Raw genomic sequence first — 11813 nt, forward strand, 5'->3', positions numbered from 1 at the left:
GATTGTATTTTATCTGCTTCATTAAAAAGACTTCTCATTTGCCATCTTCCACATATTGAGAAAAGAGGCTTTGGTGATTTCTACGACCTTATCCCAATTCAATCGGTCGGCATGATCGGAAGGCTGGTGATAATCAGGATGCCCGTCCGTATGATACCAGATGATCGGAATACCTACTTTGGCAAACGAACCGTTATCACTTCCTCCTATCGGATTTTCCCAGGCACGGTAATCCGGTTCCAATTGCAAACCGTATTTTCTGATATCCTCTTTCAACCAATCCCCAAAGACCGGATGGGCGGCTGTGTAGAAATAAACGACTTGTTTGGGTTGTTGAGGTTTGTTGTTACGGCCAATCATGTCAAAGTTCAGATAGCCTTTGATTTGAGATAGGAAAGGACAAGTTTGTACAAAATATTTAGAGCCTAGCAGTCCTTTTTCTTCTCCATCCCAAAAAGCAAAGATTACATTTCTTTCGGGTTGCTGTCCACTGGCTAAAAAGGCTCTTGCAATTTGCAGCACTGCCGATACACCGGAAGCATTATCGTCAGCACCATTGTATATTTGATCTCCATCAAGTGCAGGATCAATACCTAAATGGTCGAAATGAGCCCCCACAATCACATATTCTTTGGTGTTTTTACCGGGAATCATTCCCAATACATTCCTCATGGTAAGCTTCTGATGAACTTCCTGTTTCAGTTTTGCTATGGAATCAGGATGTACTTCCAGACGTCCTTTTTTCTGACGTTCTTTACGGTAAGCATCAAAAGGCTGGAAATAGCTGTCAGCCAAAGGCGATACTCCCATCCATTGCAACAAAGAAACAATATATTCCGAAGTCACACGCGAACCGTGAAACCCCGCCTCACGCCCTTGCAATTCATCACTAGCCAAAAAATTGATAGTAGCTTCGGCAGAGGAACGGTTAATTGTATTCAAGGCCCTCTCAATAGGAGATTGGGCAAAAGTAATGTTTCCAACCAACAGTAACGCTAATAGTAAATAATCTCTCTTCATTGTACTTCAAATATCTTAAGTCATTTTCATTGATTGGTGAAATTTAATTCACCCGCCAATGTTTATTTTGTAGGTAACATACAAAAGTACGAAAGAAATAGATAGCATACATGATAGAATGCAAATTTATAAGTAACTTTGCACAAAATTGATTGGTAACTGTTATATTGTCATGTGGATACTTATTATAAGTCTGGTGTTGCTGGGTGTCATTGCGCTGATAGCCGGAATTATCCGCAACAAAAGACTGCAAAAGAAAATAGAAAAGGGCGAACTGGACCGTATGCCGGAAGTGAAGGAAGTAGATGTGGAATGCTGCGGACAACACGAAGTATGCGAACGGGATAGCCTGCTGGCAGCTGTCAGCAAAAAAATAGAATATTACGATGACGAAGAACTGGATCAGTTCATTGGCAGGGCAGGAGATGCGTATACAGAAGAAGAAACAGAAATGTTTCGGGATGTATTGTATACGACACTGGATGTAGAAGTGGCCGGATGGATACGTAGCCTTCAGCTCCGTGGCATTGAATTACCGGATGATCTCAAAGACGAAGTTTTTCTGATTATCGGAGAAAGAAGAAACGTAGAAGTAAAAAAAGCAGATGAGAGGTGATGGATTTACTACAATATACATTCTTTCAACACGCCCTATTGGGAAGTCTGCTGGCAAGCATTGCCTGTGGGATTATCGGTACATATATCGTAACCCGCCGCCTGGTATTTATCAGCGGAGGAATCACTCATGCTTCTTTCGGAGGGATCGGGTTAGGATTGTTTGCCGGAATTTCCCCGATACTCTCGGCAGCCGTATTCTCGGTATTATCGGCTTTTGGTGTCGAGTGGCTTAGCAGACGGAAAGATATGCGCGAAGATTCTGCCATTGCAGTATTCTGGACGTTAGGGATGGCACTCGGAATTATGTTCAGCTTCCTGTCGCCGGGATTTGCGCCCGACCTGTCGGCTTACCTCTTCGGCAATATCCTGACCATCAACCAAATCGATTTATGGATGCTCGGCATATTGGCACTAATATTGACCGGATTCTTTTATCTGTTTATCCGCCCTATCGTATATATTGCTTTTGACCGTGAATTTGCACGTTCGCAAAAGATTCCGGTAGAGATATTCGAATATGTGTTGATGATGTTCATTGCGCTGACAATTGTAGCCTGCCTACGTATGGTAGGCATCGTACTGGCCATTTCTCTTCTCACCATTCCACAGATGACAGCCAACTTGTTCACTTATAGTTTCAAGAAGATTATCTGGGTGTCAATCGGCATCGGTTTCTTGGGCTGCCTAGGTGGATTATTTATTTCTTATCACTGGAAAGTCCCTTCGGGAGCTTCCATCATATTCTTCTCTATCCTGATTTACGCTGTTTGTAAAATCGGAAAGAGTTGTTGCAGGAAAAAGTCATAATAATAGATAGTATATGGAAATCAAAATTCAATCACTGGAAAGTATCCATGAAGCAGCCCGTGAATTTATCGCTGCTATGGGCGACAACACTGTATTTGCTTTATACGGAAAGATGGGTGCCGGCAAAACGACATTTGTCAAAGCGCTTTGCGAAGAATTGGGCGTAACGGATGTTATCACTTCTCCTACTTTTGCCATTGTCAACGAATACCGTTCGGACGAAACCGGAGAATTAATCTATCACTTCGATTTTTACCGCATCAAGAAACTAAGTGAAGTGTACGACATGGGCTACGAAGACTATTTCTACAGTGGCGCTCTCTGCTTTATTGAATGGCCGGAACTGGTAGAAGAATTACTTCCGGGAAATGCCGTAAAAGTAACGATTGAAGAACTGGAAGACGGAAATAGAGTAATCAGACTATGACCGGACAATATATCGTACAAGGAATCTTTGCGCTGGCAGGAATCGTCTCCCTGCTAGCGTCATTGCTGAACTGGGACTGGTTCTTTACAACGCGCAACGCACAAACCATTGTCCGGAATGTAGGACGCAACCGGGCAAGACTCTTCTATGGGATACTGGGAATTATCATCATTGGAATGGCTATATTCTTCTTTGTGGAAACACGGAAAGCCATAGGGAGGATAATCTGTTTTTAAGAGAATCCTTTTGTTTTCTTCCCATTTTTTACTATTTTTGTATAAAAGGAGGATAGAAAAGTGAAAACAACCAATGAATATCTTACAAAAATTCGCCAATTCAAACAGCAGTTTGCCGAGAAATATGGAATTATTTCTATCGGTATCTTTGGTTCTGTTGCCCGTGGAGAGCAACATGAAGAGAGCGATTTGGATGTTTTTGTTGAACTAAAAGATCCGGACCCTTTTATTATGTTTGATATTAAAGAAGAACTGGAACGTATATGTAACTGCAAAATAGACCTCCTTCGTTTGCGTAAAAACCTCCGTTCACTTATTTCCCAAAGAATAGCAAGAGATGGAATATACGCTTAAAGAAGAAATCCAAGACAAGTTTCTCCAAATATCAGAATCAATATCTATCATCGAAGAAAGATGTAAGAACATTCAGAATGTAGATGATTTTTTGTTATCACCTTGGGGAATGACCATCTTAGACGCATGCATCATGCGAATCCAAGTAATAGGAGAAACGATTAAGGCTGTTGACGACAAAACACAAAAGAACTTTCTTAAAGATTATCCCCAAATTCCATGGGCAAAGGTTATTGGATTAAGAAATATCATTTCTCATGAATATGCTAACATTGACTACGAGATTATCTGGGTAGTCATACAAAAACATCTTCCTCCTTTAAAAGAGACAGTTGAACAAATTATAAAAGACTTATCATAGTAGTTGTCGTGACTTCATCTCCAGATACTTATTAATCACATCAATCGAAAGATTCTCCGGTGTAGTTAATAAAGAATAGATTCCATGTTGTTTCAAAGTAGATACAATCAGCCGCTTCTCGTAAGCGAACTTTTCTGCAATCACGTGACGATAGTAGCTTTCCGTATCTTTTGCCGGTTGGGCGATATATTCCTTCAAATCGACATCTTCAAAAAAGACTACGAGCAAACGGTGCTGGCGGTTTAGTTGTTTCAGGTAAGATAATTGACGGTTCATTCCTCCTATGCTCGAGAAGTTAGTATACAGTACCAGCAGGCTACGTTTACTGACATGTTTGTTCAAATGAACGCAAAGAGCCGAGAAGTCTGTCTCCCCAAAAGTGGTCTGTTGACTATAAAGACTTTCCAGCAATGTCTGCATATATCCCGATTGCTTGGAAGCAGGCACGAAAGTATCGAAGTGTTCATCGAAAGTCACTAATCCGGCTTTATCTTCTTTCTGCATAGCAACATACGAAAGCACCAGCGAAGCATTAATTGCATAATCCAGCAAGGTCATTCCACAGAAAGCTTGCTGCATCACTCTACCTTTATCGATCACATTATAAATCTGCTGTGAGCGTTCGTCCTGATACACATTCACCATAAGTTCATGCCGGCGGGCACTTGCTTTCCAGTTAATCGTACGGTAATCATCCCCCTTTACATACTCTTTAATCTGCTCAAACTCCGTATGATGCCCAACCCGGCGAATACGCTTTATTCCCAATTCAGTCAGATTATCACTTATTGCCAACAATTCATATTGATGGAGCATCAGATATGACGGGTACACTTTGATATCCAAAGGTTCTGCACAAGTATAGCGCCGGGATATAAAGCCGATTTTCCCGGTCACAAAAACTCTAATATGACCGAAAGAGTAAACACCACGATGAGTAGGTCGAAGACGATAGGTAACTGTTTTTCCCTCGTTTGCTCCAAGCTTCACCTGAAAGTCGACATCACGTTTCTGAAAGATAAAAGGAATCTCATCTATGATTTCTAAAGATACAGGATGCGGATAACTACTTTCTACCCGAATACTTACTTCATTTTCGTCGCCATTAGAGAAACGGTCGGCACACTGGCGGAAAGCACGGATTCCACGAATACGATAAAGAGAATATACGTCTGCCAGTACCACCAAAAGCAAGACAAAAAGTGCCCACTGCCCGATAACAAAGAACGGAGCAAAAACATATCCGCTACCCAACAACAGGATAACCAAGACAAGGGCAATATAGAAACGACGAGTTAGAAACAAATGAATTATGATTTATGAATTATGATTTATAATTTCTTGGGTTTACGATTTCTTCAACTTACAATTTACGTACTGTTTATAATTTACGATTTATGATTTCTTCGATTTATGTTATGAATAGAGTCAGACATCCAACGCGCAGCCCAAATCATAAATCAGAACTCATAAATCATAAATCTTTTCATTTTGGTACTTCCACTTTATCAATTAAGCGTTGCGTCACTTTCACTGGAGAATAGCCTTCCATTTCAGCTTCCGCAGTCAGGATCAGACGGTGCTGAAGTACATAAGGAGCTACAAACTTGATATCTTCCGGTGTCACAAAATCACGTCCCTGCAAAAGAGCATACGCTTTCGACGATTGCAGCATGGCTACAGATGCACGTGGAGAAGCTCCCAAATATACAGCTCTGCTGGTACGGGTCTGCTGTACAATCAATGCGATATATTGGAGCAACGTGCGGTCTACAAATACCTGATTCATGAAAGCACGAAGCGACAACAGTTCTTCTTTGGTAATAGCGGGAGTGATGTCGTCCAACTTCACCAATGCGGCATTGGTATGATGACGTTCCAGGATATTCACTTCCTCTTCCAATGAAGGATAATCCATCGTTATCTTCATCAGAAAACGGTCGAGCTGTGCTTCGGGAAGTTTGTATGTTCCCTCCTGCTCTACCGGATTCTGGGTAGCCAAAATCGTATAAAGATCTCCCATCCGGTGAGTCGTTCCATCAATACTGATCTGGCGCTCTTCCATTACCTCAAACAAGGCAGCCTGTGTCTTGGCAGGAGCACGGTTGATTTCATCGACCAATACAATATCCGCAAAAATCGGTCCCTGATGAAAATCAAAACCATTGGTTTTCATATTAAACACAGTCGTACCTAATACGTCACTCGGCATTAAGTCCGGAGTGAACTGGACACGACTGAAGTCTGCATCAATCAGACGAGCTGTCAAACGGGCCAACAGTGTCTTCGCAACTCCCGGAACACCTTCTATCAATACGTGTCCATTCGCCAAAATCGCTGTCAGTACCAAATCGACTGTCTGCTCCTGCCCTACTATGACGGAAGCAATCCGGTCTTTCAACTCTTGTATCTTCTCGGAAAAGAGAGTTAAATCTACTCGCTGTTCTGTATTCTCTTCCATAAATTTCTTCTTTAGATATGATTGATTATTTCATTCATTTTATCGATATATACCTTCATCTGCTCCGCATCAATAACACGTCCTCCGTAGATCACGGGTCTGACTTCGCGGATAAATTTAGCAATCTCTCCGGCATCCATTCCGGTTTTCCGGGCAATCCGGTGGAAAGAGCGTTCATCGTCGGCCACTTCTTCAATATCCACTTGAATCTCTCTCCGCAGTTCTTCGGCCAAATAGGAAAACTTCTTGCGAACTAAATCCGCGTGGTCTTTCTTCTGAAAATAAAGCGTGCCTATCAGTTCGGTAAATTCAAGAGATTTATTGGCCGGCTCGTGAATAACAGGGATCACCCGTTGCCGCCTCTTCGCTGTGAATATCATAAAGAGTATGATGGTAATCATCGTCAGATACAAAGCCCAACGAAGCGGCTGATGTGCCAACAGATAACGGAAAGGTGATTGCTGCACCTGTGCAGTTTCTTTCATGTACCCCTCCGTGCGAACGATGGGAAGCTTCCCCATCTGCGACAACAAACGGAAGATATAGGTTGCATTTTTGCCGTCCAACATTCCGTAATTGGTAAAAATCAAAGGAGTGGAAACTAAAATAACTTCTCCTTTCCCCCACCGACGGGACATCGCTACAGGCATATAAACAAGACTATCCGTTGTCAACGAGTCCGCCTCGGTTTCATACCGGAACTCATTCGACTCAAAAACTCTTTGTGCCAACACCCTTTCCGGAAGTGAATCTCCCCAAAAATAAGAGGAGCACAACTGGGGATAAAAATAGAAAGTCTGACGGGGATAAACCGTCGAATCTCCTATCCAATGCAAGCTATCCTTTTTCATAAATGAAGTTGCATATTTCTTCAAAGCCATCGGACTGAAGTAAGAATAGTAAGACCTGAACTGCAAGGTATCTTCCAAATATCTGCCGAACAAGGTACTCACCAACATGATCTTATCTCCGCGTTCCGCCATTTTCAACAGAGCGTTTACATCGACGTCCGACAATCGCAAATTATCAGAGATAACCAATATACCTCTGCGTTGCGTCGTATCTTCCTGCTCCAATTGATAAAGACTTTTCCTCGAAAAAGTGTAGCCCTGTGGCAAAGAAGAAGACAATACGGTATCGAATACTGCACATCCGAAAGGTTGCTCGTCATGATGTCCGAAAGTGGGCTTCCACACAAAATTCTTCGGCAAATGATATTCTATTGCAAACATGATGAATAGAAAAGCGACAATAAAGACAATAAACCAGCGACTTCCTTTCATGAGACGCCTCCTTTCTCTATTTCTTCCTGCAAGGTCTGCATTACCCGGAAAAGTTCTTCCGTCGCCTCAAAGTTGCCATAACGTACCCGCAGGAAATGATTGGTCAGTTGCCTGAAAGCCGGTAGCCGGACTTCATTGATATACTGGGTAGGCGTTTTATAAAGTTGCCAGTCAATACGTTCAGCGTCACTAAGTTGTTTCAAAGTTTGCAGATAGAGCAAACGTACTGCTTCCCGGTAATTCTGACGGGAAAGCGCTTCCGCAATCCCTCCCGGAAAATCTACTCCGTAAATGGTGTCTTCTTCAACTGTATAAGGCAACGCATTTTTATGCGAGACCATAAACAATTCCGGGCGTTTCCGATAGACAAACCAAACAATCAGCAATAAAAGAAGAATGGCAATACATACCAGGATAAGCCCTGAATACTCTTCAGCAAAATGACTGCCGAATATTTTACGCAACAACTCCCCAAACTGCCGACTGATCCACTCAAAGACATTCATCTCCGGAGTAATCAGTTCACAATTATAGTTGTATGCCGGATCAGACTGCCAGAGGGCAATCTGCGCCGTATCACAGACTAGTGTATCAGCCGGGGAAGTGAGATTCATCTAGTGGAGGTTTGGTTTAGAGTTTATCAAAATTGTCAATATCACTTTCTACCGTTATGCTGTCCACCACTTCCGATGCATGACCATACTGATAAACCAGACCGACGATACCGAATATAGCCGATAAGTAAGAACCATACAACATCAGGATAGAGAACAAATATTGCGCAAAGTTCAGTCCGACTGATGAAGAGGTTGCACCTCCGTCACTCATCGTAAAGATCATTTTTACAATATAGATCACATACCAGGGTATAGAAACGATTCCTTGTAACACACTGGCAATAATCCCCATCACAATTAAAATTAGAAAGACGCCTCCCCAGGTAGCAAATCCCAACCGGAATGTTTTTGCAAATGCCTCACCCAACGAAATGTCTTCAAATAAGTAGATGGGAGCCATTAATGCCAAAGGAACCATAAAGGCGAATAAAAGCGGGATGGTCAGAATGAGTGTGAAAGGTGTCAATACAGCCAATAAGACAATAAAGATCACCGCAAAGATGAATAAAAAGCTGCAGGCGATCCCCATCAAAAACAGTCTTTTAATATTACGGAGCAACAACGATTTTATATCGCCGAATACAATCCCGTTCAGGCGTTCTTCCCGTTCATTATACAATCGTACCATCGCATAAATCAAGGAAGTCATCAACAAAGCTCCCAAACATGAAAAAAAGATAACTCCTGCATAATTCAGTGCAAATGAAGGTCCCAGAGCAGCTAAAGGATTATCACTTATTCCTCCGGACGCCTGCATAGCAGTAATATCTGTCATACTTCCCATTAAACCGCTAAAGTTTGCGGCTTGAATTAAGCATATAGGGAGTATCAGATAAGTTGAATACTTAAACAATTGTTTCCAATTCTCTTTTATAAAATCAAAAGAAGCGTTCAACTTCTCACCGAAAGGACGTTTCACATACATCGCAATCTTAGGTTTCTGTGATTCCATGTTTTTTTCTATTTGGTAAATAAATATAGTAGAATATAATAAATGCCAGAGAAGTGAATATCACGCCAAGCCTCAACACATCGGGAAGCTCTGTGTGCCGGGTAAGAAAACCTTCTATAAAGCCTGCCATAATGAATACCGGAACAGTGCCGATCACTATTTTCAAGCCTCGCTTCGCTCCTCTTCTGAAAGATTCCAGGCGAGAATAGGTGCCGGGAAACAGCCAGCCGTTGCCCAAAGCCAATCCGGCGGCACCGGCTACGATAATCGCCCAGATTTCAAGCGTTCCGTGCAACCAGATGGCAAGACTGGATTCCCACAACAAATCGTGTTGATAAAAGAATGTTTGAAAAGCTCCTACCATGATACCATTGGAGAGAAGCATATACCCTGTTCCAAAACTGGTCAGCAATCCCATTGCAAAGCAGTTGAAAGAGACCATCACGTTATTAAGTGTAATGCCCAAGAACATCGGTACTTCGGAAGAACCATTATATACGGCCATCGGCTCACCATTGGCAATATTGTCGAGTGTCATATCCACATAACCGTTTCCCAATATCAGCCGGACAAAATCCGGGTCATTCGCTGCTGATAATACGCCGATTAATGCGCTGGCAACAAAAATCAAAAAGGAAGTCAGTAATTCGCGCCGTGCATCGTGCATGGTTCGTGGTACTTCCTGTGTCCAGAAGGTAACAATCCGTGTCCACTTCTCGCGTTTATTGCGGTAGATTTCGTTGTGCAACGCTGAAGCCAGATTATTCAGATAAATAGTAATACGGGAAGTTGGGAAATGTGTTTGGGCAAATGCCAGGTCAGCTGTCAAGTCCGTATACGCATCGGCTAGTTGGTCGGGGGACAGACTTGCCGCCCGCTCCACAACTTTCTCTGTCTCCTTCCATTTTTCAATGTTCCGACGAATAAACGTTACTTCTTTCATGCTTTTCAATAGATTTCGGATAAGTTTTGTCCGAAACCGGAAGCAAAAATAAGAGAATTATGATATATTTGCAACGGAATCCTAAAAATGTTTAACCTGAAATGGCAGAATCTACGATAATAACCGGACAATTCGTTCGTATCAGCCAAACACCCGCCAGTATCGGCGAACGACTGATGGCTTTAATCATCGATTATTTTCTGATCGGGCTTTACATCTTGTCCACTATTACGCTCTTGTCTAAATTAAGTTTACCGTCAGGATTCAGTTTGTTCTTTTTTCTGTGCGTCGTTTATTTACCGATTCTCGGTTATTCTTTTCTTTGTGAAATGTTCAATCACGGACAGAGCTTTGGCAAAAAACTCATCAATATCCGTGTCGTAAAAGTAGACGGTTCTACTCCAAGCATCGGCTCTTATCTGTTACGATGGCTTCTTTTCCCAATTGATGGTCCCATCACAAGTGGCCTTGGACTTCTGGTCGTTTTATTGAATAAGAACAACCAACGATTAGGGGATCTAGCTGCCGGTACTATGGTGATTAAAGAGAAAAACTATCGTAAGATACATGTCAGCCTGGATGAATTCGACTATCTGACCCAAAATTATCATCCGGTATATCCGCAATCGGCTGATTTATCTCTCGAACAAGTGAATGTAATTACCCGGACTTTGGAATCCAGCGAAAAAGACCGGGCAAGACGTATCACGGCACTTGCCAAAAAAGTACAGGAATTACTTTCCGTTACTCCCCGTGAGAGTAATCAAGAGAAATTTCTTCAGACGATACTTCGCGATTATCAGTATTATGCATTGGAAGAAATATAACCAGAATACGCTGTTTCAGACTATTCAGGCAAGGGATTATTCTCACTGTAGTGAGAATTAATTCTCATAGCAATGAGTATTTTTTTCTCATAGCTGTGAGAACTTTTTCTCATAGCATAAAACTGTTTGAGAAAAAGCCCGCAAAAAAAAAGGGGTATACTCACAGAGCACACCCCTTATCTTAATTTTATCTGCAATGAGACCGGATGTCGTTTAGTCCACCTGTCCCAGAGAGTTTCCGTATTCCATTTCTCCCTGAACCACAAAGAGGACTTCTTCAGGATCGTATTCTCCTATTTCATCCTTTTTGGCTTCCTTTACAATGTAAGCCACAACCTCTTCCAAATCGATGTTAACATAACCGTCTTCATCGGGTTGAGCGTCGAGAATGCCACTTTCAGAGTAATACTCGTCGATTAAATCGAGAAAATAATACAATTCATCGTCCGAGAACTTCTCTTTCAGTTCTTGAGGCAGATAGTTTTTGATAAACTCGATGGTCTTTTCGTCATCGGCATCTGCTAATAAAAAATCGTCTTCCAGTCCCATTTTTTTAAGTATTAAGTGATAAGTATTATCGACTATAAAAGCTTCTTCACCTTTTCTGCGAATACCGGTTTGCCAACTGCACCTACCTGTTTGTCTACTATTTCACCGTTCTTGAAAAACAATACAGTAGGAATATTACGGATACCATATTCAGCAGCCATATCACCATTTTCGTCTACATCGCACTTACCGATGATTACTTGTCCTTCAAACTCCGCAGCCAATTCTTCAATGATAGGAGCCACCATCTTGCATGGGCCACACCAAGGAGCCCAAAAATCTACAACAACCGGTTTTCCTTCTGCAAGAACCTCTTTATAGTTGCTGTCTGTAATTTCTAAAGCCATTTTTTTAAGTA

16 protein-coding genes are annotated in these 11813 nt (G+C 42.0%); 7 read left to right on the forward strand and 9 right to left on the reverse strand.

Features of this window, described 5'->3' with window-relative positions; genetic code table 11:
* Window positions 1–21 precede the first annotated feature (21 nt).
* Window positions 22–1020 (reverse strand): M28 family metallopeptidase, encoded by a 999-nt coding sequence (locus tag BSAG_RS21595; RefSeq protein WP_004316276.1) that lies wholly within the window; start codon window positions 1018–1020, stop codon window positions 22–24.
* A 172-nt stretch (window positions 1021–1192) separates the two neighbouring features.
* Between BSAG_RS21595 and BSAG_RS21590 the strand changes: the two genes are divergently transcribed.
* The 6 genes from BSAG_RS21590 to BSAG_RS21565 are packed head-to-tail and all read left to right on the forward strand — an operon-like array spanning window position 1193 to window position 3823.
* Complete coding sequence (locus BSAG_RS21590; protein WP_032811120.1) at window positions 1193–1636, forward strand: hypothetical protein; 444 nt, start codon at window positions 1193–1195, stop codon at window positions 1634–1636.
* Window positions 1636–2445 (forward strand): metal ABC transporter permease, encoded by an 810-nt coding sequence (locus BSAG_RS21585; protein ID WP_004316280.1) that lies wholly within the window; start codon window positions 1636–1638, stop codon window positions 2443–2445. Before BSAG_RS21590 ends, BSAG_RS21585 begins: the two co-directional genes overlap by 1 nt.
* A gap of 13 nt (window positions 2446–2458) precedes the next feature.
* The gene (tsaE, locus tag BSAG_RS21580; protein WP_004307943.1) at window positions 2459–2872 is read left to right on the forward strand and encodes a tRNA (adenosine(37)-N6)-threonylcarbamoyltransferase complex ATPase subunit type 1 TsaE; all 414 of its coding nucleotides are present in this window, start codon (window positions 2459–2461) and stop codon (window positions 2870–2872) included.
* On the forward strand, window positions 2869–3108 hold the full coding sequence (locus tag BSAG_RS21575) for an immunity 17 family protein (protein ID WP_004316282.1): 240 nt from the start codon (window positions 2869–2871) through the stop codon (window positions 3106–3108). The genes tsaE and BSAG_RS21575 overlap by 4 nt, the downstream gene beginning before the upstream one ends.
* Before the next feature lie 60 nt (window positions 3109–3168).
* Window positions 3169–3462 carry a nucleotidyltransferase family protein gene (locus BSAG_RS21570; RefSeq protein WP_004299263.1) on the forward strand — a complete coding sequence of 98 codons (294 nt, stop codon included), beginning with the start codon at window positions 3169–3171 and terminating at the stop codon, window positions 3460–3462.
* Window positions 3446–3823 carry a DUF86 domain-containing protein gene (locus BSAG_RS21565; RefSeq protein ID WP_004299262.1) on the forward strand — a complete coding sequence of 126 codons (378 nt, stop codon included), beginning with the start codon at window positions 3446–3448 and terminating at the stop codon, window positions 3821–3823. The genes BSAG_RS21570 and BSAG_RS21565 overlap by 17 nt, the downstream gene beginning before the upstream one ends.
* Here the strand turns inward: BSAG_RS21565 and BSAG_RS21560 are convergent.
* The 6 genes from BSAG_RS21560 to BSAG_RS21535 all read right to left on the reverse strand — a co-directional run bounded on the left by BSAG_RS21560 (window position 3818) and on the right by BSAG_RS21535 (window position 10079).
* A complete protein-coding gene (locus BSAG_RS21560) occupies window positions 3818–5128 on the reverse strand; it encodes a DUF58 domain-containing protein (protein WP_004316284.1) in 1311 nt (436 codons plus the stop codon). The two genes, BSAG_RS21565 and BSAG_RS21560, sit on opposite strands and share 6 nt — an antisense overlap.
* A 181-nt stretch (window positions 5129–5309) precedes the next feature.
* Window positions 5310–6284: an AAA family ATPase gene (locus tag BSAG_RS21555; RefSeq protein ID WP_004316285.1), complete on the reverse strand. Its 975-nt coding sequence runs from the start codon at window positions 6282–6284 to the stop codon at window positions 5310–5312.
* An 11-nt stretch (window positions 6285–6295) separates the two neighbouring features.
* Complete coding sequence (locus BSAG_RS21550) at window positions 6296–7567, reverse strand: DUF4350 domain-containing protein (protein WP_004316287.1); 1272 nt, start codon at window positions 7565–7567, stop codon at window positions 6296–6298.
* On the reverse strand, window positions 7564–8181 hold the full coding sequence (locus BSAG_RS21545; protein WP_004316289.1) for a DUF4129 domain-containing protein: 618 nt from the start codon (window positions 8179–8181) through the stop codon (window positions 7564–7566). Before BSAG_RS21545 ends, BSAG_RS21550 begins: the two co-directional genes overlap by 4 nt.
* Before the next feature lie 16 nt (window positions 8182–8197).
* On the reverse strand, window positions 8198–9136 hold the full coding sequence (locus BSAG_RS21540) for a hypothetical protein (RefSeq protein WP_004316290.1): 939 nt from the start codon (window positions 9134–9136) through the stop codon (window positions 8198–8200).
* The gene (locus tag BSAG_RS21535) at window positions 9117–10079 is read right to left on the reverse strand and encodes a stage II sporulation protein M (protein ID WP_004316293.1); all 963 of its coding nucleotides are present in this window, start codon (window positions 10077–10079) and stop codon (window positions 9117–9119) included. The genes BSAG_RS21540 and BSAG_RS21535 overlap by 20 nt, the downstream gene beginning before the upstream one ends.
* A 101-nt stretch (window positions 10080–10180) precedes the next feature.
* Here BSAG_RS21535 and BSAG_RS21530 point away from each other — a divergent pair, with 101 nt between their 5' ends.
* Window positions 10181–10906 (forward strand): RDD family protein, encoded by a 726-nt coding sequence (locus BSAG_RS21530; protein WP_004316294.1) that lies wholly within the window; start codon window positions 10181–10183, stop codon window positions 10904–10906.
* Window positions 10907–11119: 213 nt separating this feature from the next.
* Here BSAG_RS21530 and BSAG_RS21525 read toward each other — a convergent pair whose 3' ends face one another.
* Window positions 11120–11455: a hypothetical protein gene (locus BSAG_RS21525; protein WP_004306577.1), complete on the reverse strand. Its 336-nt coding sequence runs from the start codon at window positions 11453–11455 to the stop codon at window positions 11120–11122.
* Window positions 11456–11487: 32 nt separating this feature from the next.
* Window positions 11488–11802, reverse strand: coding sequence for a thioredoxin (gene trxA, locus BSAG_RS21520; protein ID WP_004306576.1), 315 nt, complete (start codon window positions 11800–11802; stop codon window positions 11488–11490).
* Between the last annotated feature and the right edge of the window lie 11 nt (window positions 11803–11813).

The sequence above is a fragment of the Bacteroides sp. D1 genome, assembly GCF_000157095.2.
In the GTDB taxonomy this organism is placed as follows: Bacteria; Bacteroidota; Bacteroidia; order Bacteroidales; family Bacteroidaceae; genus Bacteroides; species Bacteroides xylanisolvens.